The organism is Acidovorax sp., assembly GCF_034519795.1.
Classification (GTDB): Bacteria; Pseudomonadota; Gammaproteobacteria; order Burkholderiales; family Burkholderiaceae_C; genus Acidovorax.
Window position 1 is genome coordinate 418479 of the sequence record NZ_JAXHOB010000008.1, and the last position, 24058, is coordinate 442536.

The window sequence follows — 24058 nt, forward strand, 5'->3', positions numbered from 1 at the left end:
ACCCCCCGACCAAGCGGAGTATCAAAAGGCCATCATGCCTTCAAACCAGCGCGCCTTGTGTCGGATCGTTCCTACGCGGCCCGCAGGCGCAGGCAGGTGCTGTGCACGCGGTGGCAAAGGAGCCTGCCAGCCTCTTAGAAGAACTCTTTTTCTGCCAACCGCAACGCCGGCAATTTGCCCTGCGGCTCCTTGTACAGCGCGACGGTCAGGGGCGCCTCGCCGGTGGCGGAGGGGTGGGGCGCCTGGCCGCCATCGGGCAGGGCCTGCGGCGCGGCGGCCACGGTGACTGCGGGGGTGCGCGCCAGGGCGCCGCTGGCCAGGTTGCGGTAGCGCAGGTCGTACTGGCCGGGGGCGAGCCGGTCCACGGTGAAGCGCTGGAAGGCCGGCACGTAGATGTGGCGCACCACCTGGGGTTGGCCGCCGCCTTGCGACACGAGCTTGACGAAGGCGTCCGAGTCGTTGCTGCTGTTGTCCACGGTGAGGCTGCCCTCGCCCTCGCTGTTCAGCAGCGGGTAGCCGTCCACATAGCCGGCGGCAGCCGGCCAGGGCTGGCCATTGGGCGCCGTGGCAGGGCGCGTGTAGCCGGGCGGGGCAAAGAATACCGGCACGGCGAAACCGCGCAGCGGGCCGGAAGGTGCTGCGCTGCCCGGGTCATCGCCCAGGAAGGGCTTGGGCGATGCGGTGACCAGGGCCAGGCAGGCCACCACGGCGCCCAGGGCGTACAGGCTCCAGTTGCGCTGCAGGTGCGAACTGGGGGCGGCCGTGTGCGCTGGCGGCAGGGTGGAGCGGCCGTGGCGCCGGCGGCGCGCTGCGGGCTCGGGCGCATGCAGCAAGGGCAGCGGCCGTGTCTGGTGGTAGTGCTGCGGTGCCTCGCTGTGCATCCACAGCGGGGGGATGGTTGATGGCGGAGGGCGGCGCAATGCGGTTGCGGTCTCGTCATCGTCGTTCTGGGCCACCCACAGGTCGTGCAGCGCGCGCTGGTGCGGGTTGGACAGCACAGCGTAGGAGGTGTCGACGATGGCCATCTTGCGCGCTGCCAGCGAGTCGCCCGGGTGGCTGGCCGGGCCAAACCTGCGCACCATGGCCTGGTAGGCAGCGTCGATCGCTGCTGGCGACGCATCGCGCGCCACCTTCAGGTTGTCGTAATGGGTGTGCAGCGTAGTCACGCGGGTGGCCATTGGGGTGAAGGATTCGCCGACCGTACCGGGAGGGTGGTGATATGAAACCACATGTTACATCGCAGACGGCCTGTAATTTGTAGGACAGGCCTTACAAATGCGGCGGGTGGTGATTTGCGTCACGCGGGCTGCGTGGTGCTTCTATGCACGGCAGTGCATAGGTTCCGTCCGCCTTCAGCGTGCCCGGCTGAGCGTGAAAGGGGGCTACCGCTGCACAGGCGGCTCGAAGGAAACAGGCATTGGGCGCGGGCCTGGCCAAAAGATTCTCAGCCTCTCAGTCGAAGACTGTCGTTCCTTCGGCCCAGATGATGTGGCCGGGGTGGTGCTCTGCGATGGTGTGCACGGCCGCGGCAATCGAGGCGCTGTCGCCGGGGTCGATGGTCCAGGTGAAGGCGCTCACGTTGGCGCCCTGGAGCACGGTACCGTGCAACTCGCCCTCCTCGAGCACATTGGCGGTCACCCACAGCGGGGCCGTGCCGGTCAGGCCGAGGGATAGCCAGGTTTCGTACCCCTTGCGGGTATGGGCGAAGAAGACCATCGACAGCAGCCTCGATTTTGGAGTGTGCAGGTCCGCAGTATGCAGGCAGCCGACTCCATCGCTTTCACGCCCCAGGGGGTCTGGGGTTGCGGTGTGCCAGGACCAGCACCAGTGGCACCTCCAGCTCGGGCACCAGGTAGCCGATCCAGGTCATGGCCGGCTTGGGCAGGCCCACCTGGCCCATCGAGACCAGGCGCGGCGGCCCAGACCGCGATGAAACACATCGGCAGGTACACACCGGCACACACCGGCCATGAAGCGGTGCACGTTGTCCAGCCGCGGCGTGGTGTCGGGCTGGCCCAGAAACATCTGCAGCGTGCCGCCGAACACGGCAATGGCTGCGACCAGGAAGAGGCAGACCTGCACCGCGCGCTGGCGCACGGTGATGGCTGGCTGTGGGCTGGACGGCATGGGGGTTCCCTCGGAGCGCGCGCATGGGGCATAGGGCCTGCGCATGCTGCCCCCGGCACCGGGCGCTTGGCAATGGGTGTTTGGCAACCAGGGTGTGCGCCACTTGAAATTGTATTAATACAATTTTGTTGATAATATACAATTGCAATCCTGGCTGATCAACATAAGGTGCAGGAGACATGGCCTTGGGGACACTCTCGGACTGGCAGGTGCGTGAACTCAAGGGCTTCATTGCCCACGCCGGCCCCCTGTGGGCACGGCGCGAAGGGGAGGGCTGGGCCTATGGTTTTGCCATCGGGCCGCAGCACCTGAACCCGGCGGGTGTGGTGCATGGCGGGGCCTTGCTCACGCTGGTGGACCACGCGATGAGCACGGTGGCCTGGGAGGCCTGCGGCCGGGTGCCCTGCGTCACCCTGCAGCTCGATTCGCACTTCGCCGCGCCGGTGCTGCCGGGCCAGTTCGTGGAGGCCCGGGCCCACGTGGCCAGGCGTACCGGTTCGCTGGTGTTCATGCGTGGCGAGCTGCGCGTGGACGACAGCCTGGTGCTGGGTGCCCAGGCCCTGATGAAGCCCCTGAACCCGCTGACGAAGCCGTAAACCCCTGGGCGGGCGGCGCCTTCGTGACCGCCGGCCCCTTGACCCGCATGGACGAGGAGAGGCACATGGACGACAGAACCCCCATTCCCGCACAGCACAGCCTGATGGCCCTGTATGGCCTGGCGGCGGGGCACCCGCTGCCGCAAGGCGATGCAAATCGGGTTACCCTTGCCGGGTTGCAGTTCCAGAAGAAGCACCCCCGCATGGCCACCCGATCCCAACCTGCCACCACGCCCGCAGCGGCCAAGCCTGCCCGGGGTGTACGCGTGCGCCCCGTTCCGGCGGTGACGCGGTCGATTGCGATCCTGCGGCTGCTGGGGGAGCAAAAGCAGCCGCTCACGCTCAAGACCGTTGCCCAGGCGCTGGAGCTGGTGCCCAGCACCTGCCTGCACATCCTGCGCGTGCTGGTGGCGGAAGACCTGGTCACGGTGGACCCGACCACCAAGCGCTATGCACTGGGCACCGGCATGATCAGCCTGGCGCGCAGCGTGCTCGAAGGGGGCGGCTTCGCGCAGCTGGTGCAGCCGGTGCTGGACCGCATGGCCGCGCAGTTCGGCGTGACCGCCATGGGGGTGGAGATCACCGCGCGCCAGACGGTGCTGGTGCTGGCCATCTCGCAGTCGAACCAGCCTTTTCGCGTGCACACCGATGTGGGCAGCCAGTTCGACACGCTGGTCAGTGCCACGGGGCGCCTGATTGCCGCGTACAGCGGTGAAGGCTGGCCGGTGCTCAAGGACAAGTTCGCCCAGGTGGTGTGGGACAAGGCGCCCAGCTACACCGCCTGGAAGAAGGAGGTGGAGCTGACCCGCGCGCGCGGCTGGGCGCTGGACCGGGACAACTTCATGGCGGGCATCACCGTCGTGGCCGTGCCGGTGCTGTCGTCGGGCGGGCGGCTGGTGAACACCCTGGTGGCCGTGGGGCTCACGAGCCAGCTCGGCGCTCCCCGGGTGCAGCAGATGGCCCAGGTCATGCAGCGCGAGGCGGCCGAGCTGTCGGCGTTGCTCGGGGGAGGGGCATAGCATGGTCGCCGAAGCGATTGGGGCAGCCTGGGAGATCCTGCTCAGGACCATCACCATGCCTGCGGACATCGACACCAGCGGCCAGTTGCCCGCTGGCTGGCTGCTGGCCCGGATGGACCTGGCCGGCTCCGTGCTGCCGGGCCGGCATTTTGGCGCGCCGGTGCAACTGATCGGGCTGCAGGACGTGGCCTTGCACGGACGTCCTCGGCTGGGGCAGTGCGTCATCTTCAAGGGCCAGGCCGTCTCGGCGGATGCGCAGGAGGTGCGGCTGCACATCCGGGCCTTCAGCGAAGAACGCGGCCAGACGGGTGAAGCGCTGTTGCTGGACGCGCAGTTGCGCTACGCGCGGGCCACCGTGGAGGTGCCGGGGAATATCTTTCCGGGCAGTTTCTGATCACTGGCCCGGCGCGCTGAAAAGGCCACGCCGCGAGCGCCCCGATGGACGGCTCGCGGCGATCTGCGGTGGTGGCAGCGTGCCGGGGTGCGTGCCCGCCCCCGAACCAGAAACGCGGGCAACCATGGACCCGGGCGGCGACGGCAAGACCCCCACCACCCCGACGACACAGCGAGGCGGTGGCGCAGGCCCGGCGCTCCTACTGGTCCGCCCGAATCCCTGCCGCCTTGATGATCGGCGCCCAGCGCTCGCGCTCCTTCTTCGCAAAGACCCCCAGGTAGACCGCGCTCCCCCCTGCAGGATCGAAGCCCAGGTCCAGCAGCCGCTGGCGCACATCGGGCTTGGCAAGTACCTTGTTGACGGCGGCATTCAGGGCCTTGGTGATCTCCACCGGCGTGCCCTTGGGCGCGTAGAGCGCATTCCAGGCCACGAATTCGAAGCCCGCATGGCCTTGCTCGGCGACCGGCTTCACGCCCGGCACCAGGCTGCTGGCGGTGGCCGAGGTGACGCCCAGGGCGCGCAGCTTGCCGGCCGCGAGGTGAGGGCGCAGTGCCAGCGGCGTGTCGATGGTCAGGGACAGCTGGCCGCCGAGCACGTCGGTCATCGCACTGCCCGAGCCCTTGTAGGGGATGCCGAAGAGCGGGGCGCCCGAGCGCTCCTTCAGGAATTCGAGCACCAGGCGTGCGGAGGTGCTGGGCATGGCGACGTCGGCCGAGCCGGGCGTGCGCTTGACGGCGTCCAGCACGTCGCTCACCGTGCGGTACGGCGTGCTGGCGCCTGCGGCGAGCACCATGGGGAAGGTGCCGACCATGGCGATGGGCTCGAAGTCCTTCACCGGGTCGAACGGCATCTTGGGGTAGAGGAACTGGTTGAGCACATGGGTGGCGTTGGTCCCCATGGTCAGGGTGTAGCCGTCGCCCGCGGCCTGGGCGGCCAGCTCGGTGCCGAGGATGCCGCCGGCGCCGGCCTTGTTCTCCACGACGATGGGTTGCCCCAGTTCGCGCGAGAGCTGCTCGCCCAGCAGCCGGGTGGCCACGTCGGTGCCCTGGCCGGCGGCATAGGCCACGATGATGCGGATGGGCTTGTTGGGATAGGCGGGTGCCTGCGCATGGGATGCGGCGGGCACCGTCAGAATGAACAGCAGACTGGCTGCGGTCGAGATGATTTTTTTGCTGGCAGCGAGGGTTCGCATGCTTGTCTCCTTGTGGTTGTATTCTGCAGTTCATACGGCGTTGCCTTCAACCGTTTAACGTCGTTGGTTCGCCTTGCCGTGCCAAAGCACTGTCTGCGGCGTCCCGCCTGGTTATCCGATTGAATCCAGATCCGTATCAGAGAGAGGGTTGGGGGCGGGCGATGCCCCGGTCGTAGAAATCTTTCCTTTGGGTTTCGTTGAATCCGAGGTCGGCCAGCACCTCGTCGGCGTGCTGGCTGAAGCCGGGTGGCGGGGGGCCGGGCGAGGCTGGGGTGCCGTACAGGCGCATGGGCGCCCTGAGCGCGGTGAACGTGCCTTGCTGGATGACCATTTCGCGGTGCGCGCAATGCGCCTGGGCCAGCGCCTGGGGCACGTCGTTGACCACCCCGGCCGGCACGCCCACGCGCATCAGGGCCTGGCACAGGGGCTCGCAGTCGGCATCGGCGATGGCTGCCTCGATCAGGGCCTTGAGCGCCGGCCGGTGCGCCAGGCGCTCGGCGTTGCTGTGAAAGCGCGGATCGGCCGGCAGGCCGGGGTTGCCGATGTGGTCGCTGAAGCGGCGGAACTGGCCATCGTTGAGGATGCCGATGAAAACATGGCCATCGCGCGCCTTGAACTTGTCGTAGGGCGCGATGTTGGGGTGCGCGCTGCCCAGCAGGCCCGGCGTCTGGTGCGAGGCGAACCAGTTCGACGCGTGCGGCAGCAGCAGGCTGAGCGCGGTGTCGTACAGGGTGGCCTCCACGCGCTGCCCGTGGCCGCTGGCCTGCCGGCTGCACAGTGCCATGAGGATGCCGGTGAGCGCGACGTAGCCGGTCAGGTGGTCCACGATGGGGATGCCCATGCGCGTGGCGCCGCTGGCCGATTCGCCGTTGATGCTCATCAGCCCGCACTGCGCCTGCAGCACCGCGTCGTAGCCCGGCAGGCCGCCGAGCGGGCCGTCGCGGCCGAAGCCGGAGATAGCACAGTAGATGAGGCGTGGGTAGCGCGCGGCCAGGGCCTGCTCGTAGCCCAGGCCCCACTTCTCCATGGTGCCGGGCAGGAAGTTTTCCACCACCACGTCGGCGCCGTCGAGCAAGCGGTGCAGCACCTCCTGCGCTTCGGGCTGGGAGAGGTCCAGGCTCAGCGCCTTCTTGCCGCGGTTGAGCGCGGCAAAGTAGGCGCTGTGGCCCATGGCGTCGTAGGGCGGGCCGAGGTGGCGCGTTTCGTCGCCGCCCGGAGGCTCGATCTTGACGACGTGGGCGCCGTTGTCGGAGAGCATCTGGGTGCACAGGGGGCCTGCGAGCACCCGCGTCAGGTCCACGACCCGCAGGCCCCCCAGCGCCGTGGCGCTGGCGGTTTCCATGGTGTTCACCCGCGGCTGGGCAGCACGACCACGCCGCCGCCCACGGCGGACTGTTCGCCGTCCTGGTTCTGCGCTTCCTGCTCGATCTCCACCAGGTGCTTGCCGTTCTCCACGAACTTGCGCGTGACCCGGCCCTTGATGAACACCATGTCGCCTTCGGGGTTGTGGCGGCGCACCTTGCAGGTGGCCTTGTGCAGGAAGCCGGCGTCGCCCATCCAGTTGGTGAGGTGGTGCGTCATCCACGAGGTGCGCTCCGGGCCGTAGTCGTAGGCGCCGGGGGCGCCGACTTCGAGGGCGAAGTCTTCTTCCCAGTGCACGCGCTCTGGCACGTCGGGGATGCCGAAGCGGTTCTTGATGCCCACGCCCGGGTGGGCGTCGATGAGCTTCCAGGCCAGCTTGTTGGCGCGGATGTACAGGCCGCCCCAGCCCTGTGCGTAGGCGACGAAGCCGGTCACCGTCATGGGGCCCTTGAACATGGTGGGCAGTTCGTCACCCACGTTCACGTCTTCCCAGTAGCGGGGCACGGCGCCGCGCACCTCTTCGTCGCGGTAGAGCTTGTAGGCTTCGGCCAGCTCTTCGTCGGTGTAGCGGCGCACGCCGCGTGCGCGTACTTCGCTGTACTTGGTGCCGCTTTCACGGGCGTGGTCGCGCTCGGTGCGAAAGCACCAGCTGTCGGCCTCGGCCACCTTGTCGCCGCTCTGGTTGAAGAAGTCCACGTGGTAGATCTGCTGGATGGCGCGGCCGGCAAAGCGCGTCTGGTGCTCGACCAGGTCCTTGAGGTAGGCCTCGGTGGAGATCACGTCGTTGCGGCGCACTTCCTTGTGCCAGGTCCAGTCGGCGCCGGACCACATGGCGTGCACGCCCGGCAGCCCGCCGACGTAGCCCGAGATGATGCGGCTGGTGGAGAACAGAAAGCTGGGCAGGGCGACGATGCCGCCATAGTGGCTCTTGGCCGCGTAGTCGGGGTCGCACCACAGGGGGTTGTCGTCGCCGATGCCATGGGCATAGTGGCGGATGTTGTCGCGCGTGGCCTCGTAGCACCAGGGCTCGGCGGTCTGGCCGATCTTCATGCCGATGCGCTGGCGCAGGTCATCCAGCCCGCTGTCGGTGATCTTGGGAAAGGTGCGCTGTGTTTCGCTGGACATGCTGTCTCCTTTTTTACAGGTGGTTGAAAGTGAACTGAAAAGGGGCGGGGGAAGGGAAAGGGGGCGACGCCGGACTCAATGCACGGCTGCCGCCAGGGCTGCGGCCTCGCGCTCGCGCAGCACCTTGCGGTGCACCTTGCCCGCGGGGGTCTTGGGCAGCTCTGCCACGAAGGCGATGTGGCGCGGGTATTCGTGCTGGCTGAGCTTGGTCTTGACGAGGCTTTGCACCTCGTCGGTGAAGGCGTCGCTGTGGGCCCGGTTCGAGACCACGAAGGCCTTCACGACCTGGCCGCGGATGCCGTCGGGCACGCCGATGACGGCAGCCTCGAGCACGTCCTCGTGCATCAGGATCACGTTCTCGATCTCCACTGCGCTCATGGTCCAGCCGGCGGAGATGATCACGTCGTCGGCGCGGCCGCCGTGGTAGAAGTAGCCGTCCTCGTCAGTGCGACCCAGGTCCTTGGTGGGCACCCACTGGCCACGGCGCAGCACCATGAGCTGGCCGGTGGTGCCGGGGGGGCAGACCTTGCCGTCGGCGTCGTGGACCTCGACCACCGTGCCGGGCACGGCCTTGCCCAGCGAGCCGCGCTTGACCGGGAAATCGGTGGCCCCGGGGTAGCTGGCCAGCACCACGCCGATCTCGGTGGTTCCATACATGCTGCACACCGGCAAGCCGAACTGCTGCTGCACGAAGTCGGCGGTATCGTCGTCGATGGGCTCGCCGGTGAACGACAGTTTCTCGAACTGGTAGCTGTGGTCGCCCGCCTTGCCGCAGTTCTTCATCATGCGGTAGTGGGTGGCGGCAGCGGACATGTTGGTGAAGCGGTGTGCCGAGAGCGCCGCGAGCAGCCGTTCGGGGTTGAAGCGGCCGCTGTAGCAGCCCACCGTGAGGCCCAGCGCCAGCGGGGCCAGCGTGCCGTGCCACAGGCCGTGGCCCCAGGCAGGGGAGGAGGGGCACATGAAGCGGTCACCCGGGCGCAGGCCCGTACCGTACAGCGCGGCCACCATCAGCGTGACCAGGGCCTTGTGCGTGTGCTTCACGGCTTCGGGCAGCTCCCGCGTGGTGCCTGAGGTGTACTGGAACACCGCCAGGTCTTCCGGGGCCGACTGGACCTGGTACTCGCCGGGAAGGGCCGCCAGCTGCTGCCACAGCCCTTCGTTGAACACCTGGAACGGCGTGTTGCCCAGGTTGGCGACCACGTCGCGCTTGTCCTGGTTGGTGACCAGCAGGCTGGGCTTGCAATCACCCACCCGCAGGCGCACGCCGTCGGGGCCGAACAGGGTGAACAGCGGCACGGCGATGGCGCCGCGCTTGATCACGCCGAACATGGCTGTGTAGAACTCGCGCGAGGGCTCCAGCATGATCGCCACGCGATCACCCCGGTCCACCCCCTGGGCCTGCAGGAAGTGAGCGAAACGCGACGAATCGCGGGACAGTTCGTCGAAGCTGATCTTCTCGTCCACGCCGTCCGCGCGGCAGACGATCACTGCATCGCGGCCCTGGCCTGCATGGCGGTCCACGCACTCGTGGGCGATGTTGAAGGACTGGCGGTTTCCATCAAATAGGTCCCACAGCCGCTCGCTCGAAAAATGGCTTTGTGCGTCGGCGTAACTCGTGTTGTCGGTAAGTCGGTTCATGGCTGCATGTGCTCTCTGTGGCGGTGCATGCAGTCTCGGCATTCGTCAAATAATTGTCAAATGACACTATTGATTGTACATAGACAAATAAAAATGGGATTGATAGAAGGCCGCATGGGGGGTATCCGGGTGCGCGAAGGGGCCTGCCGGGCCTGCCGGGCGAGCGGGGCGAGCGGGGCGAGCGGGGCGAGCGGGGCGAAGGGGGGCGGTGGTGCGCAGGGGCGTGGTGCAGGCGCATGCCGGTGCGCAAGCAGGCGCGCATGGCGACCCTGCCTCTGGCCGCTGTCCCGCCCGGCGGGCGCACTGCAGCTGGCCACGCAGGCCAGATGTTGCGCCGGGTGGCGTGGGCACTGGCCGGTGAGGCCTGGGGCTTTGTCGAGAATTGTCTATAAACAATTCAAATCTGATTTTGACAATGTTGGGCCGGGCTTCCGACAATGGTGGATTCTTCCCACCGACACGGCCTGTCCATGAACCGTCAACTGAAAACCTTTGAACAACTCCGCTCGCTGCTCGCGCAGGAGGTGCTGCAGCAGCAGAAATTCGGTGCCGTCCAGCCCCGCCTCATCGCGTTGTCCGAGCGCGATGCCAGTGGCTGCAATTGGAGCGTGGGCGGCTGGGTCGCGCCGCGTGGCCCTGAGCGCCAGTCTTGCCCCGAGCTGCTGCAACTGGTGCGAACCTACCAGTCGCGCTTCAACGCGGTGGGCCGGTCACCGGGCAATGCCACGGCCTTGCTGCCGCCCGCTGCGCAGCGCGCTGGCAAGGCGCCGCTCAAATCCGGCGCTTGAGCCAGGCCGCGCCTGCAGGCCATGGAAGACTGGGCAAGGCCGTGTGACCCCGCAGTCCAAGGCACTGTCTCAGGAGAACTCGATCCCCTTGGCCGTGAGGCCTACGAGGTCGATACGCACGGCATTGGCATCCAGATTGGCCGCCATCACCACCAACTCCCCGGCCGACACCCCACCGGCCATCAGGTCGGTAAGCAGCTTGAGCTCGCCCTCCGTGCCCGCCCGGCCCACCACATTGGTCCACAGCGTCTGCGCAATCTGCGTGGGCGTGTTCGCCCCCAGGAGCTGCAGCCCCAGCCCCGCAATGGTCTGGCTGGTGGCCCCGGCATCGAGCAGGCGAATCACCTCGCCCACCACGCCCTTGTTGGCCAGCATGCCAGGGCCGCCCAGGGCGCCGAGCAGCTTGGCCGCCTGGCCGGCGTTGCCATCGAGGTCCAACGCCAGTTTGGTGTCGTTGAGGGTCAACCGCTCCACCCGGGACGTGTCCAGCATCGCGCCATCGGTCAGGCGCTGCAGGGTGAACGATCCATTGCCGTGGGCCTGCACATGGGTCTGGCCCAGCGTGGCAGGGATCACCACCGTATCGGTGCCGGCACCGCCGTCCACATACCGGGCCAGGCCCAGCGTGGGGCTGATGGTGTTGTTGCCCGCATTGCCCGTGACGGTGACCTCCCGGATGGCATCCACGCGCACAGCGCCTGCGGCGCCCATGCCATCGAGCAACTGCGCTGGCGTCTTGCCCGCGCTTTGCTGCGGGAAGAACTGGGCAAACAGGGTGGCCACCTCCAGCGCCGACGTGCTGGTGAAGGGTTGGATGATGGCCCCCTCGCCCTGCGTGAGATCGCGCCCCAGCCACTTCTGGAACAGGAAGGCGGCAGCCTCCTCGGCGGCACTGTGCGCCACCGTGAGGCTTGGGCCCGTCGCAAAGCGCACCTGCTCGACATCGACCAGCCAGTCAGACACGCCACTGGCGGTATGGGTCAGCTTGATACCGGCTCCTTCCAGAGTCACGGTGTAGTCGCTGCGCGCCCCTTCCTGCATGGCCACATCGAAGCCCGTGCCGCCATTGAGTTTGTCGCTGCCCGTGCCGCCCGAGAGCAGGTCATTGCCCGCGCCCCCAAACACGATGTCGTCCCCCGCATCGCCGTAGACCTGGTCATCATCGCCCTCGCTGCCCACGGTGTCATTGCCCCCACCGCCATGGATGGTGTCGTCATCGGGCCCGAGGACGATCCATTGGTTCGCACTGTCACCGCTGGCCGCATTCTGGCCCGCGCCACCAATGATGCGCACGGCACCCACGACCGCCAGAAACTCCACATCATCCACCTGGATGACCGTGCCCGAAGGCAGGCTGCGCGCATCCACGATCACCGCCTGCTTGCCATCGGCGGGGTTGGCGCTGCCCGTGATCACCAGCGGCACGTTGGGGTCGAACCCCGCGCCTGCCGTGGGCTTGATGATCTGCACCGACAGGGGCTCATTGGGCGCCAGCGTGGCGTAGAACACCTGGCCGGCGTTGGTCAGCTCGGGGTTGTCGCCGGCAATGCGCTCGATGCGAAAACCCAGTTCGACCAGCGCTGCGGCACCGCTGGTGCTGGAAGAAAGGCCCTCGGCCTGCAGGCCTACGCCGGGAGGTACGCCGACCTGCAGGATGGGGCGGCCGTCCGGCGCGGTGACGATGGGGATGTCGGCCAGCGGGCTGGGCGTGCCCGGCGTATCGGGCCGGGTGGGCGGCACCACCGGGATGGTGATGATGGTGGAGCCACCGGGGCCGGGCTCGGTGACGACGGGCACGCCGTCGATGGGGGTGGAGGGCGGTGTGCCCGGGCCTGGATCGGGGGGCGGGGTGTTGTTGGTGACCGCCGTGGCCGCCAGCGTGGCGGCGTCGTTGCCGGCTGCGTCCTGGATCGCGCTGGCATCGTTGCCCCCCGTGGGGTCGGCATAGGCCACGGTCACCACCTGGCCGTTGGCCACCTGCGTGGTCAGGGTCAGCGTGACCGTTCTGGAGGCGGCATTCACGGCCACCGCCGTGACCACGTTCGGGACCACACCCACCATCACCGTGAACGCGCCGGACGAAGCTGCATTGACCGCATCGAGCGCGCCCGCATCGGTATAGGTCAGCACCAGCGTGCTGCCGTTGACGGTGGCCGAGGTGAACACCGGGGCGGTGGGATCGATGGTCACGCCCAGGGACAGCGATGCCGTGCTGAAGTTGCCCGCCGCATCCGAGGCCTTGGTGGTCAGGGTATGGGTGCCTGCTGCCAGCGCGGTGCTGGTGATGGACCAGTGGCCCGCGCCATCGGCCGTGGTGCTGCCCAGCACCGTGGTGCCGTCGGTGTCGTACAGCGTCACGCCCGCGTTCAGCCCCGCCGTGCCCGAGAAGGTGGGCGTGGTGGCGCTGGTGATGTTGTCGGTGCTGGAGGCGCCGGTATCGCTGGCGGCATCGAGGTCGGGTGGGGACGAGGCTGCGGGGGCAACGGTGTCGATGGTGTAGGCCTCGCCCGCGGTGTAGCCGCCCGTGATGGCCATGCCCAGGCCGTTCTCTATGCCCGTGCCGCTGGCGTTGAGGTCCAGGCGCAGGGTGCCGTCGCCGCTCACGCTGCCGACCGTCACGGTGTAGGTGCTGCCCGCGCCGCTGATGCCGGTCACGGTGCCGGCGGCGCCGACGCCTGTCGCGGTGAAGTCGCCGATGTCCACGCCGCTCACCGATTGGCTGAAGGTGACGGTGTAGTCCACGCTGGGGGCATTGGTCAGCGCCGAGCCACCCGTGCGCACGATGCTGCTGACCGAAGGGGCGGCAGTGACCACCAGGGCAAAGGTGTCGCTGGTGCTCAGGCTGCCATCGCTGGCCGTGACCCGGACCTGCAGCGTGCCCGCATCGCCCACAGCCGGGGTGCCGCTGAAGCTGCGCGTGCCGGGGTCAAAGGCAAGCCATCCGGGCAGGGCGCCACCGCCGTCGAGCGTGGCCGTGTAGGTCAGCGTGGTGGCGGCATCGGGATCCTGGAAGGCATTGGATGCGAAGGTGAAGTTGAAGGCCTGCGTGGCCGTGGCTGCCTGGTCGGCCAGCGGGGTGGCCACCGTGGGCGTCTCGTTGACGTTGCTCACTGCGACCGTGAAGGCCTTGTCGGTGAACAGGCCGCCGCTGTCGGTGGAGCGCACGGTGACGGCGTAGCTGGCCTTGGCCTCGTAGTCCAGCGTGGTGCCGGCCTTGAACTGCAGGTTGCTGCCGCTGATGGCAAAGTCGCCCGCGTCCGCGCCGCCAAAGATGCTGTAGGTGAAGCTGTCGCCCGCATTCACGTCGGTGGTGGTGAGTGCGCCAATGCTCAGCGGCGTGGCGGTGGAGGTGTTCTCTGCCACGCTGGCGGCCGAGAGCGCGATGTTGGTGGGCGCCTCGTTGACCACGCTGACGGTGCTGCCCGCGCCGTTGGTCACCGCCGCCTGCCCGCTGGCCATGCGCGTACTGCCCGCGGCGAGCGTGAGGTCGGTGTCGCCATCGATGGACAGGATGTAGGTCTGCCCGTTGGCGAGCCCGGTGCGGTCGTTGTAGAAGCCGCTGACCTTGTAGGTCTCGTTGCCACCGCTGGCCACCGAAATGGACAGCCCCGCGAAGGTGATCTCGTTGGTGCCGGCGTTGTAGGTGCCCACCACGTTGGTGGCGTCGGGGCCGCTCAGGCGCCAGGTCACCTTGCTGAAATCGCCGCTACCCGAGGTATGCACCTTGAACTGCGACACCCCGAGCGCCAGGCCGTCGCTGCCGCCCCCGTCGGTGAGTCGGAAGTCGAACACATCGACCGCTTCTGCCGCCGTGTCTGCCGTGCTGGGCAGGCCCACGGGCTCGCTCACCCCCGTGCCCGCAGTGAGCGTGCCATCGGTGTTGGTCGCCGGCACGGCATTGTTGAGCAGCAGCTTGACGGCCCCCGCGTAGATGGGAACCGTCCAGTCGCCGGCATAGAAGGCCACTGCCATGTCGAGGTCGCCGTCACCGTCCACGTCGCCGGCCGCCAGGGCTTGGCCGGTCACCGGCGTGCCCTGGTACATGAAGGCCGGGTCCTGCAGCACCACCCCGGAGTCGGTGAACGCGCCGGTCCCGTTGTTGAGCATGATCTTCTGGCCCAGGCCGTCGAGGTCGCCATCGCCATCCACGTCGGCGAAGGCGCTCGGCGCCTCGGCCCGGGTGAAGGCCTGCAGCTGGGTTCCCAGCGCGCCGCTGCCATTGTTCTGGAACAGGATGAGGTTGGCGGCAACGCCGTTCACCCCGCTCACCAGGGCGTCGGCATGGCCATCGCCCGTCAGGTCCGCAGACAGGGCCGCGCCGCCGAAGGCGTCGCCAAAGCTGCTGTGCTGGGTGAAGCCGCCGCTGCCATCGTTGGTCAGAATGCGCACGGCGTTGTCTTCGACGAGCACGGCATCCTTGTCTCCGTCCCTGTCCAGGTCCACCAGCGTGGCGGCCTGGGGGTCCGAGACCTTGGCCGGGCTGGACGACAGCGTGAACGCGCCGGCGCCATTGTTCTTGTAGACCGCGTAGTTGCCCTGGAAGATGCCGACGAAGACATCCAGGTCGCCATCGCCATCGAGGTCGGCGATCTCGGCGGTCTGCACGCTGCCGCCGATGGTGCTGCCCGCCGTGAAGGTGCCGGTGCCGTTGTTCTGCCAGATCTGCAGTGGCTCCTGGTAGGAGCGGGTGACCAGCTCCAGCTCGGGGTCGGCGTCGAGGTTGAGCAGCCAGGACTGGACGATGCGCGCCGCCGGCAGGCTCTGGTGCAGGCTGAAGTTGCCGGCGCCATCGTTCTTCCAGACCTGGCTGGGCTGGTTGCCTCCCGCCTTCTCCACGCCGATGAAGATGTCCAGGTCGCCATCGCCATCGAGGTCGGCGAACCGGGCCGTGCTGGCGTTGGAGTTGTCGCTGGTGTTGGAGTAGGACCAGAGGCTTTGGCCGGAGGTGTAAGCAAGTGCCATGGGGGCTTTCCTGGATCAGTTCGCGGTGGGCTTGATGACGCTGGCCATGCTGCGCGTGTCAGTACGCCAGAAGGCCATGTCCTGGTACTTCTCGAAGATGTCGGGCGGCAGGATGGTCTGGCGGTCGCGGGGCGCCACCTTGCGGTGCACCTGGTGCATGCCCGGCATGCCCAGGGCTTCGTCGAATTGCGGTGCGTCGTACTCGACGTTGTCGAAGTCATGGCCGTCGTACCAGGGCTCACCGATGAACCGATAGACCAGCTCAAGCACCTTTTGCGGTGCACGCACCATCAGGTCGTAGTCCACCAGCAGCAGGTTGCCTGCATGCGGTCCGTAGTACGCCTCCTTGAGGGCAGCCCAGGGAAAGCCGATGAGCCGGTCGTGCCGTGCCAGCGCGGCCATGCGGCTGTAGATGGTCAGGCGCTCGTTTTCGCTGGAGAACAGCTTGGTGTTCTCGAACGGGTTCTTGTGCAGCTGGTTCTCGATGCTGTCCATGATCCAGGGGATGTCGCGCACGCAGGCAATCATCTTGGCCTGTGGAAACATGTCGGCCACCAGCGGCATCTTGGCGCACCACATGCGGTTGGTGTCGAAGACGACTTCCTTGCCGACGTCGCCGTAGAACGCGTCGAAAAGGCCCTGCAGGATCTTCTTGCGCAGCGCTGGGTCGATCAGCAGCGACAGCTCGCCGCCCGCGCTCATCAACCGCAGGATGGCCGAGACCAGCCCGCCCACCGGGCTGGTCATGCCTGCATGGAAGCGCGGGTTCTGCAGCAGCAGTGCGGACAGCAGGGTGGAGCCTGCGCGTGGCAGGCCGGTGATGAAGTGGTACTTGTGCACAGATTTCCAGGGGCCCAAAAAACGCAGCGCACCCGCGCAAGTGCCGGCGGGCGCCGCTTCGTTTTTTTCACGTGTGTGATCAAGGCGCCAAGCCTGGCGATGCGGTGCCAGGCCTGCCGACAGCGTCGCCAAAGATTGGCAACACATGACACGGTTTGTAGCCGGGCCTTACCAACTGGTAAACCCTACCGAGGTAGGGAGCCGGCTGGGCAGGGGCCTGTGCAGACCGGTGCCGCCTGCGCCCCTGGCGGGCGTGACAAGGGAAGGTGTACCCGGCAGGGAGTTGCGCTTGCCGGGGGCGGGGCAGGTCTCAGGTGAAACCTGAAGCGCTCACTTTCACGCGAACTCGATCCCCTTGGCCGTGAGGCCTACGAGGTCGATACGCACGGCATTGGCATCCAGATTGGCCGCGATCACCACCAGCTCCCCGGCCGACACCCCACCGGCCATCAGGTCGGTGAGCAGCTTGAGCTCACCGTCCGTGCCCGCGCGGCCCACCACGTTGGTCCACAGCGTCTGCGCGATCTGTGTGGGAGTGTTCGCCCCCAGGAGCTGCAGCCCCAGGCCTGCAATGGTCTGGCTCGTGGCCCCGGCATCGAGCAGGCGGATCACCTCGCCCACCACGCCCTTGTTGGCCAGCATGCCAGGCCCGCCCAGGGCACCGAGCAGCTTGGCCGCCTGGCCGGCATTGCCATCGAGGTCCAGCGCCAGTTTGGTGTCGCTGAACGTGACCCGCTCCACCCGCGTGGTGTCCAGCATCGCGCCATCGGTCAGGCGCTGCAGGGTGAACGATCCATTGCCGTGGGCCTGCACATGGGTCTGGCCCAGCGTGGCAGGGATCACCACGGTATCGGTGCCCGCACCGCCATCCACGTAGCGCGCCAGGCCCAAGGTGGGGTTGATGGTGTTGTGGCCCGCATCCCCGGTCACGGTCACATCGCGGATGGCATCCACGCGGACCGCTCCTGCTGCCGCCATGCCTTCCAGAAGCTGCGCCGGCGTCTTGCCAGCACTCTGCTCGGGGAAGAACTGCGCGAACAGCGTCGCCACCTCCAGGGCCGTCTTGCCTGTCAGGCTCTGGATGATCGCCCCCTCGCCCTGGTTCAGATCGCGCCCGATCCACTTCTGGAACAGGTAGGCCCCGGCTTCTTCGGCGGCACTGTGCGCCACCGTGAGGCTCGGGCCGGTCGCAAACCGCACCTGCTCCACATCGACCAGCCAGTCGGAGACACCCGAAGCGGTATGCGTGAGCTTGATCCCGGCCCCTTCCAGAGTCACGGTGTAGTCCGTCTTCTGCCCTTCCTGGATCGCCACGTCAAATCCCGTACCGCCATTGAGCTTGTCGCTGCCCGTACCGCCCGAGAGCAGGTCATTGCCCGCGCCCCCAAACACGATGTCGTCCCCCGCATCGCCATAGACCTGGTCATCACCGCCTTCGCTGCCCACGACATCATTGCCACCACCGCCATGGATGGTGTCGTCATCGGGCCCGAGGACGATCCACTGGCCTGCGCTATCGCCGCTGGCCGCATTCTGGCCCGCGCCGCCGATGATGCGCACGGCACCCACGACCGCCAGAAACTCCACATCATCCACCTGGATGACCGTGCCCGAAGGCAGGCTTCGCGCATCCACGATCACCGCCTGCTTGCCATCGGCAGGGTTGTTGCTGCCCGTGATCACCAGCGGCTGCGATCCGTCGTAGCCTGCACCGATGGTGGGCTTGAGGATCTGCACCGACAGCGGTTCATTGGGCGCCAGGGTGGCATAGAACACCTGGCCGGCGTTGGTCAGCTCAGGGCTGTCGCCGGCAATGCGCTCGATCCGAAAACCCAGCTCGGCCAGGGCGGCAGAGCCCGTGGTCGTGGTGGTCAGCCCCTCGGCCTGCAACCCGACGCCGGTGGGCACACCCACCGAGACGATGGGGGTACCGCTGGGCGAAGTGACCAGGGGGATATCTGCCAGTGGGGAGGGCGTACCAGGGGTATCGGGCCGGGTGGGCACCACCACCGGGATGGTGATGATGGTGGAGCCGCCAGGGCCCGGCTCGGTGACGACGGGCACGCCATCGATGGGGGTGCCGGTGGGCGGGGTGGGGGTGCCGCCCCCGTCGTCCGAAGGAAAGCCCGCAGCCGTGACCGCATTGCCCGTGAGATCGGCGATCACCACGGCCGCATCGGCCCCGGCATTCCAGTCTTCGGCCAGAGCGATGTTGTAGGTGGTGTTGTCCACCGAGCTGGTGCCGGCCTTGTCCAGCAGCAGGTTCACGCCCGCCTTGTCGGTGGTGCTCAGGGTCAGGCTGAAGGCCGTGGCGCTGGTGACATCGGCATTGGCGGTATCTGTCAGCGTGTAGGTGCTAGCCGCCTTGCCGGTAAAGGTCAGCCGGTTGGCGAGGATGTCGTTGGCAGCGCCATGGGCGCCCAGCAGCCCGGTGCCCGTGACCACCAGCACGCCGGTGGCCACGTTGTAGGTGGCGCTGGTGACGGTGGGTGCGGCCACATTGGCCACCGTGACGCCATTGCTGGCGTCGGCCACCGCCACGACGGCATCCGTCCCGGCGGCCCAGTCCTCGGCAGCAGCCAGGTTGTAGGTATTGGCGCTGGTAGAGCTGGTGCCGTTCTTGTTGGCCAGGGCATTGACGGCGGCCTTGTCCGCAGCGCTCAGGGTCAGCGTGAACGACGTGGCGCTGGTGATCTCCACATTGCCGGTGGTGGTCAGCGTGTGGCTGGCGCCGCCTTCGCCCTGCAGGCTGAACCGGTTGGCCACGATGTCGTTGGCGGCCCCGGACGCCCCCGAGAACCCGGTGCCCGTGACCACCAATGCGCCGGTGGCCGCGTCGTAGGTGGCACTGGTGATGGTGGGCGGGGGAACATTGCTGACCGTGATGGCCGACGTGGCGTCGGCGATGCTGCCGCCGGTGACCACGCTGTTCCAGTCGTCGGCCGCAGCCAGGTTGTAGGCGGTGCCACCGGTGGAGGTGCTGCCGTTCTTGTTGAACAGGGCCTCGACGGCAGCGACATCGGCACCGGCCAGGGTCACGGCAAAGCTGGTGGCCGAGAGCACCTCCACATTGCCCGTGGTGGACAGGGTGCGGGCAACACCGCCCTCGCCGGTGATGGACAGGGCACTGACGGTGATGTCGTTGGTGGCGCCCAGGGTCTTGACCAGTCCCGTGCCGGTCACGGTGAGGATGTGGGTGGTGGCGTCGTAGGTGGCACTGGTGATGGTGGGAGCACTGACATTCGATACCGTCACCGCATTGCCGGTGGGGTCGGCACCGGTGGGACGGCTGGCATTCCAACTGGCCAGGGCGGCCAGGTTGAAGGCGGTGGCATCCACGGCAGAGCTGCCGTTGGTGTTGAGGATGCCGCCCACGGCCAGTTGGTCTGCCGCGTTCAGCGTGATGGAGAACGCCGTTGCGTTGGTCGCCGTGGTGTTGGCGGTGGTCAGGGTGTAGGAGCCCCCGGCCTGGCCGACGAGCGACAGTTGGGAGACATCGATGGTGTCGCCCGCGACCATGTTGACGGCCGAGACCGAGAGGATGCCGGTGGCGGCATCGTAGGTGGCGCCCACGATGCTCGGCGCCGCGTTGCTGACGGTGATGCCGTTGCCCGTGAGGTCGGCGATATCGCCGCCCGTGACCACGCTGTTCCAGTCGTCGGCGGCGGCGATGTTGTAGGTGGTGGCGCTGCTGGCCGAGGAAGTGCCGTTCTTGTTGAGCAGCGAGGCCACGGCCGATGCGTCGGCACCGGCCAGCGTGAGCGTGAAGCTGGTGGCCGAGGTGACTTCGACATTGCCCGTGGTGGACAGGGTGCGCGTGGCGCCGCCCTCGCCGGTGATGGTCAGGGCGCTGACGGTGATGTCGTTGGTGGCGCCGATGGTCTTGACCAGGCCCGTGCCGGTGACCACCAGGGTGTTGGTGCTGCCGTCGTAGCTGGCGCTGGTGATGGTGGGGGCAGCCACGTTGCTGACGGTGACGGCGTTGCCGGTGAGGTCGGCACCTGCTCCTGCCTGCCAGTTGGCGGCGGCTGCCAGGTTGAACGGGGTGGGGCCCGTGGCCGAAGAGGTCCCGTTGTTGTTGAGCAGGCCGTTGACGCTGAGCTGGTCGGCGGCGTTGAGCGTGACCGAGAAGTCGGTGGTACTGCTGGCGGTGACGTTGCCCGTGGTCAGCGTGTAGGTGGCGCCGCCCTGGCCGGTGAGGGTGAGGTTGCCGACGACGACATTGCCGCCGCTGGCCAGGTTGACGCCGGTGGCGGTGAGCACGCCCGTGGCGGCATCGTAGGTGGCCGAGAGGATGCTGGGCGCCGCGTTGCTGACGGTGATGCCGTTGCCCGTGAGGTCGGCGATATCGCCGCCCGTGACCACGCTGTTCCAGTCATCGGCGGCGGCAATGTTGTAGGTGGTGGCGCTGCTGGCCGAGGAGGTGCCGTTCTTGTTGAGCAGCGAGGCCACGGCCGATGCGTCGGCACCGGCCAGCGTGAGCGTGAAGCTGGTGGCCGAGGTGACTTCGACATTGCCCGTGGTGGACAGGGTGCGCGTGGCGCCGCCCTCGCCGGTGATGGTCAGGGCGCTGACGGTGATGTCGTTGGTGGCGCCGATGGTCTGGACCAGGCCCGTGCCGGTGACAGTGAGGATGCCGCTGGTGCCGTCGTAGGTGGCGCTGGTGATGGTGGGGGCGGTGACGTTGCTGACCGTGACCGCGTTGCCGGTGGTGTCTGCCGCTGCACCGACGGTGGAGTTCCAGCCCGTGGCACCGGCCAGGTTGAAGTTGGTGGTGTCGATCGCTGTGGTGCCGTTGTTGTTCAGGATGCCGTTGATGGCCAGCTTGTCTGCGGCGTTCAGCGTCACGGCGAACGCCGTGGAACTGCTGGCCGTGACACTGGCAGTGGTCAGCGTGTAGCTTCCGCCCTGGCCCGTGATGGATAGCTTGCTCACATCGATGGTGTCGCCACCGACGATGTTCAGGGCCGAAACCGAGAGGGTGCCGGTGGCTGCATCGTAGGTGGCACTGGAAATGCTCGGCGCAGCGTTGGAGACCGTGATGGCGTTGGTCGCATCCGTGATGTCGCCGCCGGTGACCACGCTGTTCCAGTCGTCGGCAGCCGCCAGGTTGTAGGCGGTGGCGCTGCTGGCCGAGGTGGAGCCGTTCTTGTTGAGCAGGGCATCGACTGCGGCGATGTCGGCACCGGCCAGGGTGAAGGTGAAGCTGGTGGCGCTGGTGACTTCGACGTTGCCCGTGGTGGACAGGGTGCGCGTGGCGCCGCCTTCGCCGGTGATGGTCAGGGTGGACACCGTGACGTCGTTGGTGGCTCCGACGGTCTTGACCAGGCCCGTGCCGGTGACGGTGAAGACGTGGGTGGCGCCATCGTAGGTGGCGCTGGTGATGGTGGGGGCGGTGACGTTGCTGACGGTGACGGCGTTGCCCGAGAGGTCGGCCGACGCCGAGGTGGTGACTTCCCAGTTGGCCGCAGCGGCCAAGTTGAAGGTGGTGCCGCCTACCGCGACCGTGCCATTGTTGTTCAGGACACCGTTGACCGCCACCTTGTCTGCGGTGTTCAGTGTGACCGAGAAAGCCGTGGTGCTGCTGGCCGTGACGTTGGCCGTGGTCAGCGTGTAGCTGCCCGCCTGGCCGGTGAGGCTCAGCTTGCTGACATCGATGGCGCCCCCATTGGTGAGGTTGATGCCGGTGCCCGTGAGGATGCCGGTGGCAGCGTCGTACGTGGCACTGGTGAGGGCGGCAGGGAGGACATAGGCCGTGTTGTTGGTGCCGGTGCCCCCGACCTTGGTGATCGCCGTAGGCACCGTGCCCGTGTCGCCCGTGCCGTTCTCCAATCCGCCTGAGCCGCTGACCCCCACATTGCCTGTCATGGCGGCGAAGTTGGAGGCGGTGATGTTGAAGGTGCCCAGGTTGTACACGCCACCGCCCCCCAAACCTCCAGCGCCCCCATCGTGATCGGTGGCGCCCCCACCGTTGACTGAACCGCCGCCGCCGCCACCACCACCACCACCCGCACCCACGTTGTTGGTAATGGCCGAGGTGCCGATGACGGTGACGATGCCGCCGACGGCGTTGTAAATACCGCCTATGCCGATGCCGCCGACCTTGCCCGTGGCATCCCAACCGGTGGCGCCGCCGCCGCCGCCGACCCTGAGGGTGCCGCTGACCGCAGTTGCTCCATCACCTCCAGCACTGTAGCCGGCGTAAGTCTGGCCTCCTGCTCCGCCGTTGGACGCCCCTCCGCGCCCACCCATCAAGCCTGCGTTTGATTTATAGCCACCGCCCTGTCCGCCAGCCCCCAGGCTTCCAGCCAAGCCCGAGTATTCTCCCGCACCACTTCCTGCACTGCCCCCTGAGGCACCGGTCCCTTTGTCGGCGCCATTGATCAGCGGCCCTCCGCCACCGCCGCCACCGCCAACGTTTGCGCCCGCAACCCCGCTGCCGCCCCCCCCGCCGGCAGCACCATTGGCTGTGACGGTCGTGTTGTTGATGGTCAGGGTACCGGCATTGGCAATGCCAGCGCCCAATGCGCTGCCGCCATTGGTGCTGCTGGTGCCGCCATTGCCTCCAGCGCCGGAGATCGAGCCATGCGTGATGACCAGACTGTCCAAGGTGACCGTGCCAGCCCGGATCTCCAGCACGCGGCCATGGTAGTTTGCGTCTAGCGTGTTCCCGCCGCCCACGATATCCAGTGTCTGGCTATCCGTGATGTTGATGTCGACAAAGGTATTGTGTCCATCGGTGGCACTGGCCAGCAGGTCACCAGACCCGGTGGCGGTGATGTTGGCCAGCAGGGTGATCGTGTCACTCTGGTTATTGGTGGCTGCCGTAGTCAGCGCGGTACGCAACTCGCCAATCGTGCTGGCGGTGAGCGTCGCAAGGTTGCCCTCGTAATTGGAAAGCATGTTCACATCGATCGCGCTGTCATGCCCTACGACCCCTGTGGTGATTTCCAGGTCCCAGTCGCTTCCCCTGACTTCGCCGCCGGTGTCGTCATCCGACGCCGCTACATCGGCCCCGGTCAGTTGCGCCAGCGCCTGCATGAACTGAGCCCCCACCTCCCCAGCACCCACATCGCAGCCATACAGCAGCAGGTCACCGTCAGGCCCGAGGGCCTCGCCGATCGCCTTCAACTCTGCCTGGTGCTGGTCGAGGTTGCCCGCATGCAGCGGCCCATTGCCCAGCAGCAGCACCCCGTCGTCGCCATGCGAGACCACGCTGATGGAGCTCAGGCCGTGCTCGCCCTGCAGAGCCTTGGCCATCTGCGCCACGCCATTCTCGGCAGGGTTGAGCACCACCACCTTCACACCCGGCTGTGCTGCAGCTATGATGGATTGGAGGTCGGGCACCCGGCTGTCGATGAAGACGAGCTGGTGCGTGGCCGTGCCGGTGGTGTGGGACGTGTTGGTCATGGTGCTGATCCGGTCAAATCGGTGTGTTCGCAGCAGATCTGCTGCGTGGGTTGATTGGCACGCACTGCAGGCGGCGCGAATGAACGAGGGCGGTCGCCGTGGTCGGTGGCGCCAGGTGCCCACCGCTGGGGCGGTGGGTCAATGAATAGGCGGCTGGCTGCATGGCAGTGGGGACTTGCGCACACAGACCGGCCCCTTTTGAACACGGACGGAACGCAAGCAGTGCGGGCATGTGGCAGCCCGCATGGCGGTGTAAACCGCTGGATGCGTGCTGGGTCGAGGCGTCTGTTGCGTTCATTCCATGACAAGGCTTGCAGCCGAAATCCCCATTTTGGGGCGACGGTTGAAAGTAGGTGAAACAGGCATGGGGGTCAACAAAAATGCTGCCATGTGGCAGCCCCCGTAACATCTTGATTCCATTGCGTGAGACCCGCTGCCGCTGGGGGCCCCATGCAATGGACAAAGCGGTGCTTCTGGCGGGACGACCTGGCCCGGGTTCACGCTGGCGCGGCTGCCCGCTTGGCCGTGCCGGAACGGCGGCTTGCCGTACTGGTGGTACCGCGCCGTTGCAGGCCTACCGTGGGCCGCACCTTGTGCAGGCCGTG

At 67.4% G+C, this 24058-nt stretch carries 14 protein-coding genes; 4 read left to right on the forward strand and 10 right to left on the reverse strand.

The features are described 5' to 3' along the window. Positions 1-134: 134 nt before the first annotated feature. The 3 genes from U5N23_RS10285 to U5N23_RS10295 all read right to left on the reverse strand — a co-directional run bounded on the left by U5N23_RS10285 (position 135) and on the right by U5N23_RS10295 (position 2127). A complete protein-coding gene (locus U5N23_RS10285) occupies positions 135-1166 on the reverse strand; it encodes a J domain-containing protein (RefSeq protein ID WP_322592710.1) in 1032 nt (343 codons plus the stop codon). A 286-nt stretch (positions 1167-1452) separates the two neighbouring features. Further along, positions 1453-1716 (reverse strand): hypothetical protein, encoded by a 264-nt coding sequence (locus U5N23_RS10290; protein WP_322592711.1) that lies wholly within the window; start codon positions 1714-1716, stop codon positions 1453-1455. A gap of 150 nt (positions 1717-1866) precedes the next feature. Next, positions 1867-2127 (reverse strand): hypothetical protein, encoded by a 261-nt coding sequence (locus tag U5N23_RS10295; protein ID WP_322592712.1) that lies wholly within the window; start codon positions 2125-2127, stop codon positions 1867-1869. Positions 2128-2306: 179 nt separating this feature from the next. On the opposite strand from U5N23_RS10295, the gene U5N23_RS10300 reads away from it, so the two are divergent. The 3 genes from U5N23_RS10300 (at position 2307) to U5N23_RS10310 (ending at position 4136) form a co-directional block, all read left to right on the forward strand. Then, positions 2307-2723: a PaaI family thioesterase gene (locus tag U5N23_RS10300; protein WP_322592713.1), complete on the forward strand. Its 417-nt coding sequence runs from the start codon at positions 2307-2309 to the stop codon at positions 2721-2723. A 65-nt stretch (positions 2724-2788) separates the two neighbouring features. Further along, on the forward strand, positions 2789-3742 hold the full coding sequence (locus tag U5N23_RS10305; protein WP_322592714.1) for an IclR family transcriptional regulator: 954 nt from the start codon (positions 2789-2791) through the stop codon (positions 3740-3742). Positions 3743-3797: 55 nt separating this feature from the next. Continuing rightward, complete coding sequence (locus U5N23_RS10310) at positions 3798-4136, forward strand: hypothetical protein (RefSeq protein ID WP_322592715.1); 339 nt, start codon at positions 3798-3800, stop codon at positions 4134-4136. Positions 4137-4335: 199 nt separating this feature from the next. Here U5N23_RS10310 and U5N23_RS10315 read toward each other — a convergent pair whose 3' ends face one another. The 4 genes from U5N23_RS10315 to U5N23_RS10330 form a co-directional block, all read right to left on the reverse strand. Beyond that, entirely contained in the window at positions 4336-5328 is a 993-nt protein-coding gene (locus U5N23_RS10315; protein ID WP_322592716.1) for a tripartite tricarboxylate transporter substrate binding protein, read from the reverse strand. A 136-nt stretch (positions 5329-5464) separates the two neighbouring features. After that, entirely contained in the window at positions 5465-6670 is a 1206-nt protein-coding gene (locus U5N23_RS10320) for a CoA transferase (protein WP_322592717.1), read from the reverse strand. Positions 6671-6675: 5 nt separating this feature from the next. After that, complete coding sequence (locus tag U5N23_RS10325; protein WP_322592718.1) at positions 6676-7815, reverse strand: FAS1-like dehydratase domain-containing protein; 1140 nt, start codon at positions 7813-7815, stop codon at positions 6676-6678. 75 nt (positions 7816-7890) lie between these two features. Further along, positions 7891-9453, reverse strand: coding sequence for an acyl-CoA synthetase (locus U5N23_RS10330; RefSeq protein ID WP_322592719.1), 1563 nt, complete (start codon positions 9451-9453; stop codon positions 7891-7893). 470 nt (positions 9454-9923) lie between these two features. Here U5N23_RS10330 and U5N23_RS10335 point away from each other — a divergent pair, with 470 nt between their 5' ends. Next, a complete protein-coding gene (locus tag U5N23_RS10335) occupies positions 9924-10241 on the forward strand; it encodes a hypothetical protein (RefSeq protein WP_322592720.1) in 318 nt (105 codons plus the stop codon). Positions 10242-10310: 69 nt separating this feature from the next. On the opposite strand, the gene U5N23_RS10340 is transcribed toward U5N23_RS10335, so the two are convergent. From U5N23_RS10340 to U5N23_RS10350, 3 genes are all read right to left on the reverse strand, one after another. Continuing rightward, positions 10311-15203, reverse strand: a complete 4893-nt coding sequence (locus U5N23_RS10340; RefSeq protein ID WP_322592721.1) for an FG-GAP-like repeat-containing protein — start codon at positions 15201-15203, stop codon at positions 10311-10313. 15 nt (positions 15204-15218) lie between these two features. Further along, entirely contained in the window at positions 15219-16043 is an 825-nt protein-coding gene (locus U5N23_RS10345) for a sulfotransferase (protein WP_322592722.1), read from the reverse strand. 336 nt (positions 16044-16379) lie between these two features. Beyond that, positions 16380-23453, reverse strand: coding sequence for a DUF4347 domain-containing protein (locus U5N23_RS10350; RefSeq protein ID WP_322592723.1), 7074 nt, complete (start codon positions 23451-23453; stop codon positions 16380-16382). Positions 23454-24058: the final 605 nt, after the last annotated feature.

Excerpts from the sequence above, each read along its gene's own strand:
- U5N23_RS10310 (WP_322592715.1), top strand. The coding sequence starts at position 3,798 with ATGCCTGCGGACATCGACACCAGCGGCCAGTTGCCCGCTGGCTGGCTG.
- U5N23_RS10340 (WP_322592721.1), bottom strand. The coding sequence starts at position 15,203 with ATGGCACTTGCTTACACCTCCGGCCAAAGCCTCTGGTCCTACTCCAAC.
- U5N23_RS10350 (WP_322592723.1), bottom strand. The coding sequence starts at position 23,453 with ATGACCAACACGTCCCACACCACCGGCACGGCCACGCACCAGCTCGTC.
- U5N23_RS10330 (WP_322592719.1), bottom strand. The coding sequence starts at position 9,453 with ATGAACCGACTTACCGACAACACGAGTTACGCCGACGCACAAAGCCAT.
- U5N23_RS10300 (WP_322592713.1), top strand. The coding sequence starts at position 2,307 with ATGGCCTTGGGGACACTCTCGGACTGGCAGGTGCGTGAACTCAAGGGC.
- U5N23_RS10290 (WP_322592711.1), bottom strand. The coding sequence starts at position 1,716 with ATGGTCTTCTTCGCCCATACCCGCAAGGGGTACGAAACCTGGCTATCC.
- U5N23_RS10320 (WP_322592717.1), bottom strand. The coding sequence starts at position 6,670 with ATGGAAACCGCCAGCGCCACGGCGCTGGGGGGCCTGCGGGTCGTGGAC.
- U5N23_RS10305 (WP_322592714.1), top strand. The coding sequence starts at position 2,789 with ATGGACGACAGAACCCCCATTCCCGCACAGCACAGCCTGATGGCCCTG.
- U5N23_RS10335 (WP_322592720.1), top strand. The coding sequence starts at position 9,924 with ATGAACCGTCAACTGAAAACCTTTGAACAACTCCGCTCGCTGCTCGCG.
- U5N23_RS10325 (WP_322592718.1), bottom strand. The coding sequence starts at position 7,815 with ATGTCCAGCGAAACACAGCGCACCTTTCCCAAGATCACCGACAGCGGG.
- U5N23_RS10295 (WP_322592712.1), bottom strand. The coding sequence starts at position 2,127 with ATGCCGTCCAGCCCACAGCCAGCCATCACCGTGCGCCAGCGCGCGGTG.
- U5N23_RS10315 (WP_322592716.1), bottom strand. The coding sequence starts at position 5,328 with ATGCGAACCCTCGCTGCCAGCAAAAAAATCATCTCGACCGCAGCCAGT.